General features: G+C 69.0%; 18 protein-coding genes. 9 read left to right on the forward strand and 9 right to left on the reverse strand.

Annotated elements, in window-relative coordinates:
* The first annotated feature begins 140 nt into the window (after nt 1-140).
* A complete protein-coding gene (locus tag LHU95_RS01320; RefSeq protein ID WP_248709578.1) occupies nt 141-1913 on the forward strand; it encodes a serine/threonine-protein kinase in 1773 nt (590 codons plus the stop codon).
* A gap of 87 nt (nt 1914-2000) precedes the next feature.
* On the opposite strand, the gene LHU95_RS01325 is transcribed toward LHU95_RS01320, so the two are convergent.
* The 5 genes from LHU95_RS01325 to LHU95_RS01345 form a co-directional block, all read right to left on the reverse strand.
* On the reverse strand, nt 2001-3329 hold the full coding sequence (locus LHU95_RS01325; RefSeq protein WP_248709579.1) for a glycosyltransferase family 61 protein: 1329 nt from the start codon (nt 3327-3329) through the stop codon (nt 2001-2003).
* Between the two features lie 108 nt (nt 3330-3437).
* Complete coding sequence (locus LHU95_RS01330; RefSeq protein WP_248709580.1) at nt 3438-4328, reverse strand: hypothetical protein; 891 nt, start codon at nt 4326-4328, stop codon at nt 3438-3440.
* Nucleotides 4329-4402: 74 nt separating this feature from the next.
* On the reverse strand, nt 4403-5080 hold the full coding sequence (locus LHU95_RS23315; RefSeq protein ID WP_283094281.1) for an OmpA family protein: 678 nt from the start codon (nt 5078-5080) through the stop codon (nt 4403-4405).
* 112 nt (nt 5081-5192) lie between these two features.
* Entirely contained in the window at nt 5193-5933 is a 741-nt protein-coding gene (locus LHU95_RS01340; protein WP_248709582.1) for an SDR family oxidoreductase, read from the reverse strand.
* Nucleotides 5930-7105 (reverse strand): TMEM43 family protein, encoded by a 1176-nt coding sequence (locus tag LHU95_RS01345; protein ID WP_248709583.1) that lies wholly within the window; start codon nt 7103-7105, stop codon nt 5930-5932. Before LHU95_RS01345 ends, LHU95_RS01340 begins: the two co-directional genes overlap by 4 nt.
* Before the next feature lie 90 nt (nt 7106-7195).
* On the opposite strand from LHU95_RS01345, the gene LHU95_RS01350 reads away from it, so the two are divergent.
* Nucleotides 7196-9001, forward strand: coding sequence for an ABC-F family ATP-binding cassette domain-containing protein (locus LHU95_RS01350; RefSeq protein WP_248711630.1), 1806 nt, complete (start codon nt 7196-7198; stop codon nt 8999-9001).
* Between the two features lie 7 nt (nt 9002-9008).
* Here LHU95_RS01350 and LHU95_RS01355 read toward each other — a convergent pair whose 3' ends face one another.
* The 3 genes from LHU95_RS01355 to LHU95_RS01365 all read right to left on the reverse strand — a co-directional run bounded on the left by LHU95_RS01355 (nt 9009) and on the right by LHU95_RS01365 (nt 11036).
* Complete coding sequence (locus tag LHU95_RS01355) at nt 9009-9413, reverse strand: hypothetical protein (RefSeq protein WP_248709584.1); 405 nt, start codon at nt 9411-9413, stop codon at nt 9009-9011.
* Between the two features lie 373 nt (nt 9414-9786).
* On the reverse strand, nt 9787-10137 hold the full coding sequence (locus tag LHU95_RS01360; RefSeq protein ID WP_248709585.1) for a hypothetical protein: 351 nt from the start codon (nt 10135-10137) through the stop codon (nt 9787-9789).
* Nucleotides 10138-10160: 23 nt separating this feature from the next.
* On the reverse strand, nt 10161-11036 hold the full coding sequence (locus LHU95_RS01365; RefSeq protein ID WP_248709586.1) for a polysaccharide deacetylase: 876 nt from the start codon (nt 11034-11036) through the stop codon (nt 10161-10163).
* Between the two features lie 103 nt (nt 11037-11139).
* On the opposite strand from LHU95_RS01365, the gene LHU95_RS01370 reads away from it, so the two are divergent.
* From LHU95_RS01370 to LHU95_RS01400, 7 genes are all read left to right on the forward strand, one after another.
* A complete protein-coding gene (locus LHU95_RS01370) occupies nt 11140-11892 on the forward strand; it encodes a hypothetical protein (protein WP_248709587.1) in 753 nt (250 codons plus the stop codon).
* Between the two features lie 134 nt (nt 11893-12026).
* Complete coding sequence (locus LHU95_RS01375) at nt 12027-13391, forward strand: cytochrome P450 (RefSeq protein ID WP_248709588.1); 1365 nt, start codon at nt 12027-12029, stop codon at nt 13389-13391.
* Between the two features lie 44 nt (nt 13392-13435).
* The gene (locus LHU95_RS01380; protein ID WP_248709589.1) at nt 13436-14587 is read left to right on the forward strand and encodes a YeeE/YedE family protein; all 1152 of its coding nucleotides are present in this window, start codon (nt 13436-13438) and stop codon (nt 14585-14587) included.
* A 74-nt stretch (nt 14588-14661) separates the two neighbouring features.
* Nucleotides 14662-14958, forward strand: coding sequence for a c-type cytochrome (locus LHU95_RS01385; RefSeq protein ID WP_248709590.1), 297 nt, complete (start codon nt 14662-14664; stop codon nt 14956-14958).
* An 11-nt stretch (nt 14959-14969) separates the two neighbouring features.
* On the forward strand, nt 14970-16238 hold the full coding sequence (locus tag LHU95_RS01390) for an NAD(P)/FAD-dependent oxidoreductase (RefSeq protein ID WP_248709591.1): 1269 nt from the start codon (nt 14970-14972) through the stop codon (nt 16236-16238).
* On the forward strand, nt 16235-16663 hold the full coding sequence (locus LHU95_RS01395) for a thiosulfate oxidation carrier protein SoxY (RefSeq protein WP_248709592.1): 429 nt from the start codon (nt 16235-16237) through the stop codon (nt 16661-16663). The genes LHU95_RS01390 and LHU95_RS01395 overlap by 4 nt, the downstream gene beginning before the upstream one ends.
* Nucleotides 16660-16989 (forward strand): thiosulfate oxidation carrier complex protein SoxZ, encoded by a 330-nt coding sequence (locus LHU95_RS01400; protein ID WP_248709593.1) that lies wholly within the window; start codon nt 16660-16662, stop codon nt 16987-16989. Before LHU95_RS01395 ends, LHU95_RS01400 begins: the two co-directional genes overlap by 4 nt.
* A gap of 275 nt (nt 16990-17264) precedes the next feature.
* On the opposite strand, the gene LHU95_RS01405 is transcribed toward LHU95_RS01400, so the two are convergent.
* On the reverse strand, nt 17265-18641 hold the full coding sequence (locus LHU95_RS01405) for a transglycosylase SLT domain-containing protein (RefSeq protein WP_248709594.1): 1377 nt from the start codon (nt 18639-18641) through the stop codon (nt 17265-17267).
* Nucleotides 18642-18910 lie beyond the last annotated feature (269 nt).

An 18910-nucleotide genomic window follows, 5' to 3' on the forward strand; every position in this document is an offset into this window, starting at 1 on the left:
GTCTGTAGTCTGGCCTTGGTGCGTCACCGCTTCAAACGGCCTCGTCTGAGCCGGTCCGGATGCCCGAAAACAGCGTGCTGGACACTTCGTGCTGCGCCTCTGCGGACCGGATGGAGCCCAGGCAGGAGATCAGGCGGGCCATGACTGTCGAGATGATCGGCAAATATGAAATTCGCGGCCGGCTTGGCGCGGGGGCCATGGGCACCGTGCTGGATGCATTCGATCCGGTGATCGAGCGGCGCGCGGCCCTGAAGATCATCCCCAAGCCCGACGCCCATGACGCGGAAGGCGAGGAAGGCCTGGCCCGGTTCAAGCGCGAGGCCCAGGCCGCCGGGCGGCTGAACCATCCCAATATCGTCGCCGTCTATGATTATGGCGAGGATGCCGAGCGCGCCTGGATCGCGATGGAGCTGGTGAAGGGCGGCACGCTGAAGCAGATGCTGGACCGGGGTGAGCGCCTGCCCCTGGCCGAGACCTTGCGCGTGATGGAGCAGATGCTCGCTGGCCTGGACTACAGCCACAAGCGTGGCGTGGTGCATCGGGACATCAAGCCCGCCAATCTCATGCTGACCGCCGAGGGGCAGGTGAAGATCGCCGATTTCGGCATCGCGCGGATCGAGAATTCCTCGATGACGCAGATCGGCACCGTCATGGGCACGCCCGCCTATATGGCGCCCGAGCAATTGCGCGGCGAGACGGTGGATGCGCGCGCGGATATCTGGGCGGCCGGCGTGCTGCTCTATCAATTGCTGACCGGCGAGAAGCCCTTCGAGGGCGGCTATTCCGCCGTGATGCACAAGGCACTGCATACCGAGCCCACACCCCCCTCCGCCCTGGCGGTGACGGCGCCGCGCGGGTTCGATGCCGTGATCGCCAAGGCCATGGCGAAGCGGCCGGAAGATCGCTTCGCCAGCGCCAGCGCCTTCGCGGAGGCGATTCGCCTGGCGGCGGGACCAGCCGCCACGGATGCGGCCCGCGGGGATGACGACGCGACCCAGATGGCCCGCCCACCGCCGGCCGCCCGGCCCGCCCCCGCGGCGGAAGCCCGGCATGCCGAAGCCGGGGCTGCTGCGCGCAAGGGGCCGCCCCTGGCGCTGATCGGCGGCGGGGTGGCGCTCGCGGTGGCGGCCGGGGCGGCATTCCTCATGCTGGGTGACCGCGCCGCGCCGCCCCCGGGCAATGCCTCGCAAGCCACCGCCGACCAGCAGGCCGGGGCGTCCGAGGGGCGGGTGATACCGCCGGCCCTGCGCGTGCTGTCGCGCGCGGATTTCCTGGCCGCCGCGCAGGCCGCGGCCGCGGCACCCGCCTGCGGGCTGATCGCGAGCGCCGCGAGCGAGACGGGCCTGGTGCTGGAGGGGGTTCTGCGCCGCGGCGAGGATGCCGTGCTGCGCGGCGTGCTCGAAGCCCGGGCCATTCCGGCCGCGGCGACAACCCTCGCGCTGCAGGGGTTCGAGGGCCCCTATTGCCCGGCGCTGGAGCGTGTGCGGCCGGTGCTTGCGGCGCCCGGCGATGCGCCGCGCATCACCCTGCTGGGCCAGGCGCCGCTGCGCGAAGGCGAGTTGCTGCGTTTTGACGTGGCGCTGCCGGAATGGCCGACCCACCTCTATGTCGCCTATTTCATGCAGTCGGGCGAAGTGGCGCATCTGGTGCCTTCCGCCACCCACCCCCCTGGCGCGACCGTGCGTCTGGGTGACCCACGCGCCGGATTTCCCGGCTGGGAGGTGAGCGAGCCGTTTGGCACGGACCTCCTGCTGGTCCTGGCGAGCGAAGGGCCGCTGTTCAGCGCCACGCGGCCCCTGGTGGAAAGCCAGGAGGCCTATCTGACCGCCCTGACCGAGGCTTTGGGCGCGGCGCGACAGGCGGGACGGCGGGTGTTTGTGCGGCCGATGGTCATTGAGACGGCGGCGAAGTGAGCTGGCTCTGAGGCAGGGCGATCCAGATCGCCGGAGAGCCACTGTTGCGAAGCCCAGTCTCACACAGGATGTGAAACTCGCACTCTGCTAAGGCGTGTGGGAGAGAAAATTCTCCATGATTTCGGATGGAACCTGGATGTCATATTCATAGGGATTGGGTTTGGTTTGATCGCCTGGGCGCGATCCGACCGCGCAGAAATATGCGAGATTCGACGCGTGAGCTGCAAAGAAATAAGCGGCGGTTGAATGCCCGACAGGGAAAATCTCCAGAATTTTTGTTCCTGGCTGGCAGAAGACAATATTTGCAAGACCTGCGCCATGGGGCGCAATGACAGAGGCTGAATTTGAAAAGATTTCGACCTGCTTGTTGATATCCAAATCCTCAAGATATACATCTTGATAGCCGGAATCATCCAGTATTTTTGCCGTGATTGCATCAAAGACGAGATTGCGATCCTTCTTTCGTTTGATGATGATGTTCAAGCTAGGCTTCCTCGCTTCGACGGAGAAAGCTTGGCGCAGGAAGTTCGACGCCCATTGCCCGCCGCCATGCAGGCCATGCCGAAAGGATCTGTTGGTCAGCGAAGATCCGATGATCCGGCGCGCTGACACCAGATTTTCAGAAAAGCCGCCGTCTTTCTGCCCGACCAGGATCCTGTCCGGGGAAATTCCCAGTGAGTTCAAAAAATCAATTTGGAATTTCCGCGGCGGAACCGACAAAAAGACGGATAGTTTCGAGACATCCGGCTCGATGGCCTGGATCACACGAAATCGCGGCATCCAATCCAGCAGCCAGTGGCAATAATTCGGGTCCGGAAAGGCGTCGCAAATCACCGCGAGAGTATCCGCCTTCAGGGCGGCCCCCTTAAAGGCGGCTCCGGTCCAGGCACGGCGTCCACCCCGCGCGTAGATCCCCTCGTGGTGGCGGGCTGACAATTCGGGGACGATATGCGGGATGCCGTCTCGCAAGGCATAGGTGATGCCGAGCTTCTGCCAGCCGGCATGGAAAAACTCCCCCGATTCCAGCGCGATTGCGTCGATCGAGGGGGCGGGGCGGCGGATCCCGGACACCAGCGCGATGGCAGCCGGAGCCTCCGCCGAGAGGATCATCGCCTCAGGATATTGCTCAAGCCGCGCGGCGAAGACTTCGGTCTTTCGCCCGATCTGTTCGACATTCGCAACGGACGGAAACAGGCCGGCACCGAGATCCGGCAGGCCGTTCCGTTCCACAAATCGGGCCTCAAGCAACGCGGCGACGGATGCGTGGCAATCGTGCTTCGCCAGCCGCAGCAATTTCTCGTGCTCGCGCCGCAGCCAGATCGGCGCAGCGAAGACGACATCCACCGAACGCTCCAGATCGGCCAGTTCCGCCGCGGTCAGATCGCTCGGAGGGGCTGGAACGTCGGTGGAGCTCATGCGGCACTTTGCCTCAATCCCGGTCGGCTCAACAGCTTTGCGCGGAAGCCTGGCGCATCGCGTGATCCTGGGCGGTTCGGGCGCAGCATGCGGCCAGGATCGCCCCGGTCACGGCGCCTCCGGGGCAGCCTCGCGCAGCAGGGCGCGCAAGCGCTCGGCCTGCGCGTCGGACCAGCCGAGGTCCCGCGCCGGGTCAAAGAAGCGACGATCGGGCGTGTACAGCAAATAGGCCATCGCCTCATTGGCCATCACCTCCGCCTGCCCCGTGTCATAGCCCTCCGCTCCCAGGAAACGGCGAAAGGCGCTGCGCTCAGCCTCGGTGAAGCCGCTTTCCCAGATCCGCATCACATGAGCTGCGAAGAAGGGCAAGGTGAAGAATTGGCCGTGCGAGAGTTCGTGCCGCAGCACGGAGCTGCGCATCTGCGCATCCACATGGGCGCCAATGGCGGGGATGGTGATGAAGGCCGTCTCTCGCCCGCGATCCACCCGGCCGGCCAATTCCACCTGGTCGCGCAGCCATGCTTCGAGGGGATTGAGGCGCAGGCCCTGCCGTGCCGCCAGGTCAAACATGCGGGTGAGGTCCGAGGCGCGGTAATTGTGCCCGAAATACCAATCGGCCGTGCTGCGCTGATCCGCCGCGACGGCCGCGGCCAATTCGGCATCGCTCAGCACGCGGTCGCGCGGGGTCTGGGCCTTTTCGATCAGGGCGGCGGCCCGGTTCATCGCTTGGCCCTGCAATTCCAGCGAGGGGAAATCAAGCACCCAGACCAGCGGATTGGCCGCCCAGCGCAACGCCGTGGGGACCGCCGCGCGATGCGCCAGCAGCCCGGCGAAATCCAGCAAGGGCGGGGCCAGCGCGGGGCCGGTCGCGACTGGCGGTGGCGCGACGTGAGGGGGGCTAGGGCTCGGCCGTGCCGCCACCCACCACCAGGCCACTCCGCCCCCGGCGGCCAGCACGGCGCCCACAGCACCCAGCCCAAGCGCAAGGCGGCGCTTCACCGGCGGCGAGGGGGCCGCAGGCGCCGGCCTGACCAGCCGAACCGTTGCGTCCTCGTCAGCCACCATCCGCTGCCCTAACCGCCGAGATTGACCACCTGGACGCGCCGGTTGCGCGGCTCGGGCGTGTTGTCGCCCGTCGGCACCAGGAGCTGGTCTTCGCCAAAGCCGACCGCGACCAGGCGGGACGGCGCGATGGGGAAGGCCTTAAGCAGATAATTCCGCACCGATTCGGCCCGCCTCTGGGAGAGGGCCATGTTCAGCCCCGCATCCCCCACCGTGTCGGTATGGCCCTCGATGCGGAAGCGGAAGGGCCGCAATTCGGGCGAAATCAGCGCCCGGCCCAGGGCCGTGAGCGCGGCGCCGGCCTGGGGCGTGATGGCCTGGGAGCCTGTGGCGAAGATCACCGTGATCGAGACCGCGGCGGCGCCGGGCGGGGCCGTGGTGTCCTTCGCCACGCTGGGCGGGGCGGAAGCCGCGGCGGCAGGCGGATCAGCCACGGGCGCAGCCATGCCGGGCGGAGGCGCCGCCGCCGTGTCCGGCACCGCCGGCACCAGAACGGGACCACCCGCAGCGGGGGGCGCGACCGTCCCGGCATCCGCGGCGGGCATGCGGATCCCGCGCGTCTGTTGCTCGACCGGCCGCAAGCGCTCGATCAGGTCACGCGTTTCGTTATCCGCGGCGGATTGCGCCAGCGCCGCCGGCCCGGCGAGGCTGAGCAGCGCTGCCCCCGCGAGCAAAAGGTTTCGGGTCATGATCGGCCTCCCTTTGGGTGGGGGCGACGGTTCGGGGGCCGCCCCTGTCCTGAACGTCACGCTATCACACACAAGGCCAGCAGCCGCAGCTTCTGGCGAAACAGTGAGAGGCTCAGCTCAGCAGCTGGCCGCCATCCACCACCACCGTATGCCCCGTCACCCAGGCCGCCAGGGGCGAGGCGAGGAAGAGCACCACATTGGCGACCTCTTCCGGCGTGCCCATGCGGCCAAAGGGAATGGAGGCGAGGGTGCGGTTGAACAGATCCGGATTTTCGGTCCGCCGCTTCTCCCAGCTGCCGCCGGGGAATTCGATGGAGCCGGGCGCCACGCCATTCACGCGCACGCGGTCCGGCGCGTAGCTGGCCGCCTGGGACTGCGTGTAGTTGATCAGCAGCGCCTTGACCGCCGCATAGGCCGGACCGCGCACCGAAGGGCCGTAGCCGGAGATCGAGGAGAGGTTGACGATGTTGCCCTGGGCGGCCTTCAGCGCCGGCAGGGCGGCGGCGGTCGCGCGGAAGGTGGCCAGCACATCCACATTCAGGCTGGCGGCCCAGCCTTCCTCGGTGTCGGTCATGCCGAAGCCGCTCGCGTTGTTGACCAGCACGTCGCAGCCGCCGAGTGCCGCGATGGCCGCGGCGATATAGGCCTTCACCGCCGCGCCATCGCCCAGGTCGCAGCTCGCGGCGTGAGCCTTGGCGCCGAGCTCGGCCTTGGTCGCGGCCAGGGCCTCGGCCCCGCGGGCGCAGATGGAGACGGCGGCGCCGGCGGCGGCGAAGCCCAGGGCCACGCTGCGGCCAATGCCCTTGCTGCCGCCGCAGACGATGACGCGCTTGCCGGTAAAGTCGAAGCTCATGCAGGTTTTCCTTGTATGGCTGGCCGGGCGCGGCGCAGCCGTGTCAGTCCGAAGGCGATGGCCAGGCCGATGGCCAGGATCAGCACCCCCACCAAGGGCCGGTAGAACAGCCAGGCGATGGCGATGATGGTGGGTGCGACGATCATGGTGAGAATGGCGGAAATCAGGCCCGTACCAAACCCGACGATGCTGCCGATGAAAGGCACGACATCCGCCAGCACCTTGAGCGGATTGAAGATCAGCGACCAGCCGATGAAGATCACCACCACCCCCACAAGCCGCAGGATCCAGGTGAGCATCGCATTCTCATCCTGGGCTGCCTGGATCATGGCGGCCGCTGGCACGCGCCCCTGATCCAGCCGGAACAGGCGATCCCCAGCACGGGTGGCATAGGGGCCGAAGCCATCGCCCAGCTGCGCCGCGATGACGGAGAGCGCCTCGGGCTTCACCGCGCGCCAAGTGATGCGCAGATCACCCACCCGGGGCGCATCGGCGCTGCCACCGATGAAGATCGCGCCATCCGCATTGGCGCCGGGCGGCACGAAGGCCTCACCGCCGGAAAGCCCGCTGACCTGCGCATCGCTGAGGCGAAACCCGCCGATCATCACATTCGGCGCGTTGAAGGCGCGGGAGCTGTGGCGCGGCTGTGGATTCTGGTGGCCGTCGGGCTGGCGGAAGCGGCTCGAATCCAGTCGCCCCTCATGCCAGACCCGGCGGTAATTATAGGTGGTCACGGTCTCGGTACCGCCGCCGAGCTTGGTGCGCGTCTCGCTGCTCGTCTGCTCCTGCCATTGATACATCTCCACCTGGCGCAGCAGGCGCAGCGTGCCGGGCGGGGCGGCGATGTTCAGCTCCGGATCGCCAGGAGGCTTCTCGGCGCGTACGGCGCCCGAGATATGCACGAGGCGCCCCTCATTCGCGGGGTCCGGGCGCTCGGCCGCCACGCTCTGCACGAGGCCGGCACCTTCGGCGAGGGAGCGCGCGGTCTGCACCGCGCGGCCCTCATTCCAGAACAGCCCCCAGCCGGCCAGAGGCAGCAGCACCAACCCGACCAGAATGCCGGTCAGCGCGCTGCCGATGCGCGAGAACCAGGATTGCGTGGTGGTCTCGGTGAAGCTGTCACCGGCCGTGCCCCAGGCGCCATCACCAGGATCGTTGGAATTGTCGGACATGGCATCGCTCCTTGCCGGGAGCATGGAAAGCCCGACGCGGCCGCATGTCCAGCCTTGACCTTGCCGGCCGGCCGGGCCATCGCCCCCGGCATGGCCGCACCCCCGCTTCTCCTGCTCGACAGCATTCGCTTCACCCTGGGCAATTCGCCCATCCTCTCCGGCGCCGGGCTTTCGGTCTCCCCCGGCGAGCGCCTGGCGCTGGTCGGCCGCAATGGCAGCGGCAAATCCACCCTGCTGCGCATCGCCGCCGGCGAGCTGGAGGCAGAGGGCGGCACGCGCTTCCTCCAGCCCGGGGCCACGATGCGCTATCTGCCGCAGGAGCCCGACCTCTCCGCCCATGCCACGGTGGAGGATTACGTGATGTCGGGCCTCGGCCCCTCCGATGACCCCTATCGCGCCCGCGCCCTGATGGAAGGCCTCGGCCTCACCGGCCAGGAGGGCACCGAGCGGCTTTCCGGCGGCGAGGCCCGCCGCGCGGCGCTGGCCCGCACCCTGGCGCCCGAGCCCGACATCCTGCTGCTGGACGAGCCGACGAACCACCTCGACCTGCCCGCCATCGAGTGGCTGGAAGGCGCGCTGGCTGGCCTGCGCGGCGCGCTCGTGCTGATCAGCCATGACCGGCGCTTTCTCTCGCGCCTTTCGCGCGCCACGCTCTGGCTGGATCGTGGTGCCACGCGCCGGCTGGATCGCGGCTTCGGCGAATTCGAGGCCTGGCGCGAGGAGCAGCTCGAACTGGAGGAGCAGGCGGCGCACAAGCTCGGCCGGCAGATCGTCCGGGAGGAGCATTGGCTGCGGCACGGCGTCTCCGGCCGGCGCAAGCGCAACATGCGCCGCGTGGGCGAATTGCAGGCGCTGCGCCAGGCGCGGCGCGAACGGATCAAGCCAACCGGCACGGTGCTGATGCAGGCGGCCGAGGCGTCCTCCTCCGGCCAATTGGTCATCACCGCGGAGGGCGTGGAGAAATCCTGGGGCGAGCAGCCCATCCTGCGGAACTTCTCCACGCGCATCATCAAGGGGGACCGCATCGGCATCGTCGGCGCCAATGGCGCGGGCAAGACGACGCTGCTGAACATCCTGATCGGCAAGCTGGCGCCGGATGCCGGCACGGTGAAGCTCGGCAGCAATATCGCCATGGCGGCGCTGGATCAGCTGCGCGCGACACTCGACCCCAACCGCACCCTGGCCGACACGCTCACCGATGGCAGTGGCGACCAGGTCTGGGTGGCGGGCAAGCCGCGCCATGTCATCGGCTACATGCAGGATTTCCTGTTCATCCCCGAACAGGCGCGCACGCCGGTCAGCAAGCTTTCCGGCGGAGAGCGGGGGCGGCTGTTGCTGGCGCGCGCGCTGGCCGCGCCCTCCAACCTGCTGGTGCTGGATGAGCCGACGAACGACCTGGATCTGGAAACGCTCGATCTGCTCGAGGACATGCTGGCCGAATATGCCGGCACGGTGCTGCTGGTCAGCCATGACCGCGATTTCCTGGACCGCGTCTGCACCGGCATCATCATGTCCGAGGGGGATGGCCGCTGGCAGGATTACGCGGGCGGCTATTCCGACATGCTGGCCCAGCGCGGTGACGGGGTGGCGGCGCGCAGCGCGGCCAAGCCCCAGCGCGAGGGCCAGATGGCGCGTGCGGCGGCCAATAGCGGCGCCTCACGCAAGATGAGCTTCAAGGACCAGCACGCGCTGGCCACCCTGCCCGGCGCCATGGAGAAGCTGCAAAAGGAAGTCGCCGTCCTGCGCAACTGGCTGGCTGATCCGGGCCTCTACACGCGTGACCCGAAGGGCTTCGCCAGCCGCACGGCGGCCCTCGCCGAGCGGGAGGCCGCGCTGGCCACCGCCGAGGAGGAATGGCTGCGGCTGGAAATGCTGCGCGAGGAGATCAAGGGTTGAGCGCGGCTCAATAGCAGCCCGGCGCCGAGCCAGGGCGTGATGGCCCTTGCGGCAGCAGGCAGGCGCCGATCCCCTGGATATTGACGCGGCCCCGCAGCCCCAGATCCTCAGCGCTGGCCGCGGTGGCCTGCCAGAAGGAAGCCGGGCAATCCCCGCCGATCGCCACCTGCGCGCCGGGTGTCTGCAAGGAGAGCGGAAAATCCGCGCCGGAGCGGAACACCACAAGACAACCCGGGATGGAGAGGGATTGGCCCACGCTGAAGGCCGGGCCCTGGAAGGGGCCAAGCGCCCGTCCGCCCGCATCGAGTGGAGAGCCCTGGGCCCCTGCTGGCAAGGCCGCCCCGGGCGGTTCGCTGGCGCATGCGCCCAGCAGCGAAACGCCAAGGCCGAGTGCCATGAATGCGGCTTTCATCCCGAACATCTCCTGATTTCCACCAGCAGAACATAGCCCAAACCGCCTTAGCAAGGGCCAGGCTGCCCCGACGGGATGGCCCGCGCGTCGCAAGCCCGCAGAGACCGCCGAGCGCAGGAGGCAAGCGAAATGCCCCCTGTCGCGCTCACCGCATGAAACAGCGCGGGCCGGGCCTTCGCGGCCCATGGCGAAGCACGCATGGATCGGAGCCGCAGGAAGCTCAGCCTCCTGCCGGGATGGCCCCTCGGGCGTGTTCCGGCGCGCCGCCCGCTAGAGCTTTTGCCGTTCGCAAGGGCTCACGACACAACCTCTAGCCCATTGATTTTCGAGCATCTTTATCCGTCCAAACGATTCCGTTTGAATGGATGATGCTCTAGATCCCCCGGAAGACCGGCGATACTCCGCCCGGCATCACCGGCAGGGACGGATCGCCCCTCAGATCCGGTGAAGTGACATCCCCCTCGCCAGTCTGCTGCGGGCGCCGCGGGTCCAGTGCGTTCAGCCGGTCCATCTGTTGATCGGCCCGCATGCCGCGCTGCAGTTGCTGCTGCGCGATGGCCTCGGGGGCGGGCGGGGCCTGGCCAGGCAGCAGGCGCGGCGCGATGGGGATGGAGGTCGTGATCGGCGTCGGCAGCGGGGCGGGGGGTGGTGCGGCGACCGGCGCGGCGCAAGCGGCCGCCAGCAGGGCAACCAGGGGGGCGGTCAAAAGGCTCGGGCTGCGCATGGCGGGTCTCCGGGGCAAGGGTTTCAACGCGGGGAGCGGCGCTTGAAATCGCGCACCACCTCCTCGAGTGGCAGGAAGCGCACGCCAGGCTGGCGCTGCATATGGCTGATCAGGCGTTCAAGCATCAGCAGCACCTGTGGCCGGCCGGAGACATCGGGATGGATGGTCATCGGCACCACGGCATAATCATATTCGCGATAGATGAAGTCGAAGTGATCCCGCCAGATCTGTTCGAGCGCATGCGGGCTGACATAGCCATGGCTGTTCGGGAATTTCTTGATGAACATCATCGGCGGCAGGTCATCCAGGTACCAGCTGGCCGGAATTTCCACGAGACTCGTCTCGGTGCCCTTGGTGAAGGGCTTCATCCAGCTCTCGGCCGGCTGGGTATAGTCGATCGGCGTCCAGGCATCGCCGGTGCGGACGTAGTAGGGCTGCGCATCGTCATGCATGAGGGAGTGGTCATAGGCGATGCCGCGCTCGATCAGGATCTCGATGCTGGTGGCGCTCACCTCCCACCAGGGGGCGACATAGCCGGCGGGCTTGCGGCCCCAATGCTTCTCGATCAGGCCGATGCACTTGTCGAAGATCGCTTCCTCCTGCAGGCGGCTCAGTGCCAGGGGGTTTTCGTGGCTGTAGCCATGCAGGCCGATCTCATGCCCGGCCTTGGCCACCATGTCCGTGATGTGCGGCCAGCTCTCGATGGTGTGGCCGGGGATGAAGAAGCTTTGCTTGAGGCCGAACCGCTCGAACAGCTTCAGGATGCGCGGCATCCCCACTTCGGCCGCGAAGACGCCGCGGCTGATATCGCCCGGACTGTCATCGCCCATATAGCTGCCCAGCCAGCCGGCGACGGCGTCACAATGCACGCTGAAAGCGCAGATGATGTCCTTGGCCATGGGGCGCTCCTGCTGGATTCGCGCGCATGGTAGCGAGGCGCCGGCCGCTTGCGCAGCCCGGCATATTCGCCCAAGCATCCGGCGCAGTGACGCGGGAGGCTGAATGGACGGGCAATGGGTGGCGCTCTCACCAGGGCGGCGGATGGTGGCCGACCTGTCCTGGGCCGCGCTGCGTGTGCCGCGTTGCGTGATGACCGCCCGGTTGCGCCTGCCCCGGGCGATGGCCGCGCGCGCCGCCCTGCCCCGCCCGCGGCCACCCTGGACCGCGATCTTCGCCAAGGCCTTCGCCCTGACCGCCCAGGGGCGCCCGGCGCTGCGCCAGCTCCATGCGACCTTGCCCTGGCAGCGCCTGCTGCGGCTGGATCACGCCATCGGCTGCGTCATGGTCGAACGCGAGCATCTGGGTGAGCCCACCCTGACCCTGGCCCGCTTCGTGCAGCCGCATGCCCAACCGCTGCACGAATTGGCCGCCCTGCTGGAGGAGGCCAAGAGCGCCCCGCCCGAGGCCGCCAAATGCTTCCGCCGGATGCTGCGCTTCGTGGCGCAGCCCTGGCCGCTGCGCCGGCTGATGATGCGCGTGGCGCTTGGCTTCGCCGCACCGCTGGCGCGCTATGCCGGCAGCTTCAGCGTCTCCTCGCTGGGTGAGCAGGGTGCCACCATCCAGGACAGTGTCAGCATCCTGCCGGTGTTTCTCTCCTATGGGCCGATCGGCGCGGATGGCGCCGTGGATGTATTCTTCGTCTTCGACCACCGCGTCATGGACGGCGCCGATGGCGCGGCGGCACTGGCCGGGATCCAGGCGATGATCGAGGGGCCGCTGGCAGATGAGCTTGAAGCTCTGCAAGGCTTGTCATGACCCGCTCCGCGAGGTGGGCCTGATCCACCCCGCCAAATGGTCCGCGGGTTCGAATCCCAGCGGCGCGGCGGGGTCTCCGCTTGACGCCCTCGGCGTGGCTTGACCACAAGACGCCGCACCCACAAGGCAGCTTGATGACCACCACCGAAGACTTCATCCCCCCGCGCCCGGCCGCCCCGCCGCGCTTCCCGCGTGGGCTGCGCGCGCTGCGCGCCTCGGCCACGGACCTGCTCAGCCTCTTCCCCGAGACCGCCTTCCGCCATCGGATGATGCCCTTCAGCGCCATCTCCCAGCGCGTGCTGATCGTCAACGAGCCCGAGATGGTACGCCGGGTCTTCATCACCGGCCGCGCCGAATTCGAGGCAAAGAGCCGGCATTTCCGCCAAGCGCTGGAACCCGTGATCGGGGACAGCATGTTCCTCAACAGCGGGGAGATCTGGCTGACCCGCCGGGCGCTGATGGCCAAGCTGCTGCACCCCTCCCGCACAGCCGGCTTTCATCCGGTCTTTGTGCGCGGCGCCGAGGAGCTGGCCGCCGCCTGGAATGGCCGCGTGGATGTCGCGGCGGGATTTGCCGCCGCCACCGCCCTTGCCGTGATGCGCGCCCTGTTCGGCGAGGCCGCGAAACCGGAAGATGCCGCCCGGCTGGCCCGTAGCTTCACCGCCTATGAGGGCGCTGTCCTCGCCGTGGATTTCGCCCATGTCTTTGGCCTGCCCGAACGCCTGACCGGCTGGCAATGGCGCACCGCCCGCAAGCATGCGCGCGATATCCGCGCCATCTGCGCGGCCAGCATCGCCGCGGCCGGCCCCAATCCCGGCGGGCTGTTCGGCGGGTTGCGGGCGGCGCTGGGCGAGCATGGGCAGGCCCTGCTGGACCCCACGCAACTCATCAACGAGGTGGCGATGCTGCTGCTGGCGGGCAGCGAGACTTCGGCCAATGTGCTGACCTGGGCGCTCTACCTCATCGCGCGCCACGCCCCGACAAGGGAGCGCCTGCGGGCCGAGCACGCGGCGGTGCTGGGCGGCCGCGCGCCCGAGGTGGCCGATCTCAACGCGCTGCCCTTCACCAAGGCGGTGATCCAGGAGGCGATGCGCCTCTATCCGCCCGTGCCCTATCTCTCGCGGGAGGCGGCCCGCGCGGAACGCATCGCGGGAATCCAGGTCCAGGCGGGGGAGACGGTGATGGCCATGCCCTGGCTGCTGCACCGCAACTCCCATCTCTGGGAGGCGCCGCACGCCTTCCGGCCGCAGCGCTTCCTGCCCGAGGCGCCGCAGAAGCCGCCGCAATTCGGCTACCTGCCCTTCAGCATCGGGCCGCGGGTCTGCGCCGGCGCCTCCTTCGCCATGGCCGAGATGATGGTCTTCCTGGCGGTTCTGCTGCCTCGCCTGGATTTCACCCTGGCCCAGGATACGGCACCGGTGCCGCGTGCCCGGCTGACGCTGCGCCCCAAGGGCGGCATGCCCCTGACGGTGGCGCGGCGCCAACCTTCTCCCGCATAGCGCCACCCCCCATCTCCGCCGCCATGGCGCAAGGAGCGAGACCGATGATGCGATCCTGGCCGGGGCTGCTTCTGCTGACCGGCGGCGCGGCCTGGCTCTGGCAGGCGCAGGGCGGGCGGATGGCGGCCCTCTGGCTGGTCGGTGCAGCCTTGGGGCTGACGCTGTTCCAGTCGAGCTTCAGCTTCGCCGGGGCCTTTCGCCGCCTGCTGGCCGAGCGGCGCGGGGCCGGACTGCGGGCGCAGCTGGTGCTGCTCGGCCTGGCCTGCTGCCTCAGCCTGCCGGTGATCGAGGCGGGGGCACTGTTCGGCCAGCCGGTGCGGGGCTTCGTGTTTCCCGTGGGGTGGGGGCTGCTGCTGGGCGCCTTCCTGTTTGGCATCGGGATGCAGCTGGGCGGGGGCTGCGCCTCCGGCACGCTCACCACGGCGGCGGGCGGACAGGGCGCGCGGATGTGGGTCACGCTGGCCACCTTCATCGCCGGCGCCACCTTCGCCGCCTATGACGCCGAGCGCTGGATGGAGTGGCCGGCCCTGGCGCCCATCTCCTTGCTGCAGGCATTCGGTGCCTGGCCGGCCCTGGTCATCAGCCTGGGCATGCTTGGCCTCGCCTGGGCCGCGGCGCTGTGGGTGGAACGCCGCCGGCATGGCCTGGCGGAGCCGCTGGCATGGCGGGGGGCGGGGCTGTTTCGCTTTCCCTGGCCGCCGCTTTGGGGGGCGGTCGGCCTGGCGGCGTTGGGCTTCGCCACGCTGCTGCTGGCTGGGCGGCCCTGGGCCATCACGGCGGCTTTTCCGCTCTGGGGCTCCCGCGCCATCGCCGCACTGGGCTGGGATGAACCGGCCTTCTGGCCCTATTGGGAGGACCCGACCCGCACCGAGGCGCTGCTGCGCCCCCTGCTGGCGGACCGGATGACAGTGATGGATCTCGGCCTCATGGCGGGCGCCTTCCTTGCGGCCGGGCTGGCGGGGCGGCGGGGCGCGTGGGGCTGGCCGCGCCCCCGGCCGGCCCTGGCCTCGCTGCTGGGCGGGTTGCTGCTGGGCTATGGGGCTGTGCTGGCCTTCGGCTGCAATATCAGCGCCTTTCTGGGCGGTATTCTCTCCGGTAGCCTGCATGGCTGGGTCTGGATTATCCCAGCATTGATCGGGAATGCTGTAGGAATTACGTTGCGTCCGGCCTTTCATCTGGAAATTGCGCGCCATTAGCGTGCAAATAGTAATTGACGTTTGTGTGACGTGTATTTATCTCAGCTGGCCATGCCCAAGCTGAAGGACACGCCATGCGGCCCGCGCCCATTCTCCTGAGCAGCCTGCTTCTGTCAGCGCTGTTCGCCCCGGTGGCGCGCGGCCAGGCGCCCTTGGCCGCGCAGGGCTGTGTCGGCTGCCACGGGCCGAATGGGGTGGGCATTGGCAGTGTCCCGGGCCTCGCCGGGCGGGACCGCGCGGAACTCATCGCCCAGATGAACGCCTTCCGCGCCAATGAGCGCCCGGCGACCATCATGGGCCGCGTGGCGCGTGGCTATACCGAGGCGGAAATCATCGCTTCGGCCGCCTATTTCGCCCAGCAGCCGCGTTGAAGGAAACCGCCATGCCCGCCTTTCCGCGCCGTGCCCTTCTGGCGGCCCCCTTGGCCGCCCCCGCCGTGCTGCGCGCCCAGACCCAGGCCAGGCTGCTCATCATCGGCGGCGGCTTCGGCGGTGCCACGGCGGCGAGTTTCGCCCGCCGGCATCACCCCTGGCTCGATGTCACGCTGATCGAGCCGAAGACGCGCTTCGTGACCTGCCCCTATGGCAATCTTGTTCTCGCGGGCGCACGGCAGATCGGCCAGATCACCCATGGGTATGACGGCCTGCGCGCGCGCGGCGTCCGCGTGGTGCATGACTGGGCGGCCGGGATTGACGCGGGCCAGCGCCAGGTGCGCCTCGCCGGCGGCGAGACCCTGGCCTATGACCGGCTGATCCTCTCACCCGGTATCGCCCTGCGCTGGGGCGCGCTGGAGGGATATGACGAGGCCGCGGCCGAACACATGCCGCATGCCTGGGTGCCCGGCGATGGCGCGCAGACCCTGCTGCTGCGGCGCCAGCTGGAGGAGATGCCCGATGGCGGCGTGGTCGGCCTCGCCATCCCCGCCAATCCCTTCCGCTGCCCGCCCGGCCCCTATGAGCGGATCAGCATGATCGCGAGCTACCTCAAGCGCCATAAGCCGCGCTCCAAGATCCTGGCGCTGGACGCCAAGGAGGCCTTCAGCAAGCAGGGGCTGTTCCAGGATGGCTGGGCCGCGCTCTATCCGGGCATGATCGAATGGGTGCCGGGCAATCGCGATGGCCGCGTCACCCGCGTGGATGCACGGGGGCGCGTGCTGGAAACCGAATTCGGCACGCAGCACCGCGTCGCCGTCGCCAATGTCATCCCGCCGCAATCGGCCGCGCGCATCGCCATCGAAGCGGGGCTGACCGACAATTCCGGCTGGGCGCCGGTCAACCCCAGGACCTTCGAATCGCGCCTGGCGCCGGGCGTGCATGTGGTGGGGGATGCCAATATCCCTGGCCCGATGCCCAAATCCGGCTATGTCGCCAACAGCACGGCCAAGCAGGCGGTGGCCTCGATCGCGGCCGCCCTGCGGGGCGAGGCGCCGCCCGAGGCGGTGTATTTCAACACCTGCTATTCCCATGTGGGCGAGGATTACGGCATCTCCATCGTGGGCGTGTTCCGCCCCAATGCGGAGGGGACCGCCATCGCGGAAGTGCCCAATTCCGGCGGCATCTCGCCCCGCGGCAACCTGCCCGAGCAGCGCCGGCTGGAAGCCCTCCATGCCGATGCCTGGTATGAGAGCATCACGCGGGACATGTTCGCATGAGGGCCATCTCCCGCCGCGCCACGCTCGGCCTGGCCCTGCTGCCCTTCGCGGCGCTGGCGAGCGAGGATGCGCTGCATGCCGCCATCCGCGCCGAAATCGGCGATGCGACGCCGCAGGAGGGTGGAATCACGCTGCGCGTGCCGGCCGTTGCTGAAAATGGTGGCCAGGTGCCGGTGACCGTGCTGGTGGACAGCCCGCAGAGCGTCACCCGCCACGTCACGGCCATCCACCTCTTTGCCACCCGCAACCCGACCCCGGGGATCGCCTCCTTCCGCCTCGCGCCGGCGCTGGCCCGGGCGGAAATCCAGACACGCATTCGCCTGGCCGAGAAGCAGGCGCTGATCGTGTTGGCACGCATGAATGACGGCACTGTGCTGCGCGCGGCGGCCGAAATCCGCGTGGGCACGGGCGGCTGCCTGACATGAGCGCCCCATTGGCCACCCCACGCATCCGCGCACCCCGCACCGCCCGCCTGGGCGAGGTGGTGGAGATCCGCACCCTGATGGAGCACCCGATGGAAACCGGGTTGCGTCAGGAGGGCGGGCGCAGCATCCCGCGCGACATGCTGTCGCGCATGACCATCCGCATGAACGGGGAGCCGCTGCTGGAGGCCGATCTGCGCAACGGCACTGCCACCAACCCGTTCCACGTCTTCTTCCTGCGGGTGGAACGCCATGCCGAGCTGGAGTTCATCTGGACCGATGAAGCCGGCCGGACGGCGCGCGCCGCGCACCGGATCACCGTGGCCTGAGAGGTTTGGCCCGGCTGGGCCATCGGCCAAGGGCTTCGCGCGGCAGCGTTTCGCCTCGCCATTCCGGGCGAGGTTGGCCGACCCGGCGCCACGCCCCAGGTCACCATGGCCCGCGAGCGCCTCATCACCGGTCCCCGGACCGCCGTCAACTCAGGCGGAACTGCCCGAACCGGCAGTGACCCACGAAAACCGGCCACGAAGCGAGATCAACCACATCCGGCCACGCCCCGCCTGGCGCGGCCCCGCTTGCCATGCGCCTCGACCGGCGAATGCCGTCAGAGCGCCGTGGGCGAGAGCGTGTTGCAGCCATTGCGGGCCCGCAGCCGGTCACAGGCTTGCTGTGCGCTGGTCTGGCTCAGGCCCGTCACCCTTGCGCGGAACAGCGTGGCGCGGCCAACCTGGACGGGCGTCACCTGCGCGCGGCCGCCAATGCTGCTTTGCGCCGACTGAGCCGCCTGCCGCGCCAGATCCGGCGAACTGAAGGCACCGACCTGCACCCCCCAGCCGCCGGGGGCGCTGGCGGGCGCTGGGCGGAAGCCAGCGGGCAGGGTGCCGGCCTGGGCCGTGCTGATCAGGCCGAAGCTGCGCCCTTGCCCCGCCGCGGAGGGGCTCGCCACGGGCTGTGCCGCCACGGAGGGGCGGCTTGCCACCAATTGCGGCGCCGAGGCAGGGCGATTGCCGATTTCCGCGAGGCGTGCCGCGCCCTCTGGCGTCGAGCCATCGGGAATGGGGTCCATGCGGGCCACGATGATCCGCCCGTCACTCATCACTTCGCCCTCGGGTGCTGCGGCCCGATTGGTGCTCTCCGCCAGGCGGGCGGCGCCTTCCGGCGTCGAGCCATCGGGGATCGGCTCCATCGCGACCACACCGCCCCGGGCGAGGAAGCTGCCACCGCTGGCGGTGACGGCGGGTGCGGCGGCCGAGGCCATGCGGACCGGCGCCGCACTCGGCTCGGCCGGGGGCAGGGCGGCATATTGGGCATTCTGCTCGCGGATGGCGCGCTGCTCGGCCAGGGCTGTGCGGGTGGCCGGGTCCATGCGGCGGGGGCCGGGCGGCACGTTCAACGGAATTTCGCCAGCGGCATAAATCTCGGCCGGCGCGCGGCGGACCGGGCTGCTGGTGATCACGCGGGGGCCGACACGGGCCACGTAGTTGCGCGTCTCGGTCGGCAGGCCCTGGTTGTTGTAGAGGTAGTTCTCCAGCCGGCGCGGCCCGGCATTATAGGCGGCCAGGAAGGCAGGTGAGCCGTAAAGCTCATACATCTGGCGCAGATAGGCGGTCCCGGCCATCAGATTGTCATAGGGGTGGTAGGGGTCATCCCCCAGATCGTGGCGGCGCTGCAATTCGCGGTAGGTGCCGGGCATCACCTGCATCAACCCCATCGCACCGACGGGGGAGGTGGCGCCGGCGCGGCCACCGGATTCCTGGCGCATCACTTCGCGGATCCAGCGATCCGGCACGTCAAAGCGGCGGGAGGCTTCGCGGATCCAGGGGCCCCAGGGGTCACTCGGCGGGCCGGGCGGATCGTAGCTGCCGCGGGAAATTCCGGAGGAACGGGTCGGCGCAGTGGGAGTTTGGGCACAGGCCGCCAAGAGGCAAAGTGCGGTGACCGCGGCCAAGGGGCGCGCCAATCGAACGTATCTGCCAGCCATCAAATGGGCCATCCTGTGGAAACTCCCCCTGAATTCACTGCGGAAGTTGCGCTCCGAACCACCCCCATGGCGAGGAACGCAGCAGCGATAGCCCTGACCGCAAGCGGCGATGAGCGGCACAGACATACCGCCGCCCGACCGTTCAGATCAAGCAAAGAAGTCTTTCCTGTGGCGGCGTGCGAGGGACAGCGTTGTTGCCGGCCCTGCATTCCGCCTAAAAGGATCCATGCAATCCTCGCGACCAGTCGCCCTCCACCGCCCACCTGCCG

It is taken from the genome of Sediminicoccus sp. KRV36, from assembly GCF_023243115.1.
Taxonomy (GTDB): domain Bacteria; phylum Pseudomonadota; class Alphaproteobacteria; order Acetobacterales; family Acetobacteraceae; genus Roseococcus.

Coding starts and splice junctions, on each gene's coding strand:
- LHU95_RS01385 (WP_248709590.1), top strand. CDS start 14,662: ATGCGGCCCGCGCCCATTCTCCTGAGCAGCCTGCTTCTGTCAGCGCTG.
- LHU95_RS01400 (WP_248709593.1), top strand. CDS start 16,660: ATGAGCGCCCCATTGGCCACCCCACGCATCCGCGCACCCCGCACCGCC.
- LHU95_RS01355 (WP_248709584.1), bottom strand. CDS start 9,413: ATGAAAGCCGCATTCATGGCACTCGGCCTTGGCGTTTCGCTGCTGGGC.
- LHU95_RS01390 (WP_248709591.1), top strand. CDS start 14,970: ATGCCCGCCTTTCCGCGCCGTGCCCTTCTGGCGGCCCCCTTGGCCGCC.
- LHU95_RS01325 (WP_248709579.1), bottom strand. CDS start 3,329: ATGAGCTCCACCGACGTTCCAGCCCCTCCGAGCGATCTGACCGCGGCG.
- LHU95_RS01360 (WP_248709585.1), bottom strand. CDS start 10,137: ATGCGCAGCCCGAGCCTTTTGACCGCCCCCCTGGTTGCCCTGCTGGCG.
- LHU95_RS01340 (WP_248709582.1), bottom strand. CDS start 5,933: ATGAGCTTCGACTTTACCGGCAAGCGCGTCATCGTCTGCGGCGGCAGC.
- LHU95_RS01350 (WP_248711630.1), top strand. CDS start 7,196: ATGGCCGCACCCCCGCTTCTCCTGCTCGACAGCATTCGCTTCACCCTG.
- LHU95_RS01380 (WP_248709589.1), top strand. CDS start 13,436: ATGATGCGATCCTGGCCGGGGCTGCTTCTGCTGACCGGCGGCGCGGCC.
- LHU95_RS23315 (WP_283094281.1), bottom strand. CDS start 5,080: ATGACCCGAAACCTTTTGCTCGCGGGGGCAGCGCTGCTCAGCCTCGCC.
- LHU95_RS01370 (WP_248709587.1), top strand. CDS start 11,140: ATGGACGGGCAATGGGTGGCGCTCTCACCAGGGCGGCGGATGGTGGCC.
- LHU95_RS01345 (WP_248709583.1), bottom strand. CDS start 7,105: ATGTCCGACAATTCCAACGATCCTGGTGATGGCGCCTGGGGCACGGCC.
- LHU95_RS01375 (WP_248709588.1), top strand. CDS start 12,027: ATGACCACCACCGAAGACTTCATCCCCCCGCGCCCGGCCGCCCCGCCG.
- LHU95_RS01365 (WP_248709586.1), bottom strand. CDS start 11,036: ATGGCCAAGGACATCATCTGCGCTTTCAGCGTGCATTGTGACGCCGTC.
- LHU95_RS01395 (WP_248709592.1), top strand. CDS start 16,235: ATGAGGGCCATCTCCCGCCGCGCCACGCTCGGCCTGGCCCTGCTGCCC.
- LHU95_RS01320 (WP_248709578.1), top strand. CDS start 141: ATGACTGTCGAGATGATCGGCAAATATGAAATTCGCGGCCGGCTTGGC.
- LHU95_RS01405 (WP_248709594.1), bottom strand. CDS start 18,641: ATGGCTGGCAGATACGTTCGATTGGCGCGCCCCTTGGCCGCGGTCACC.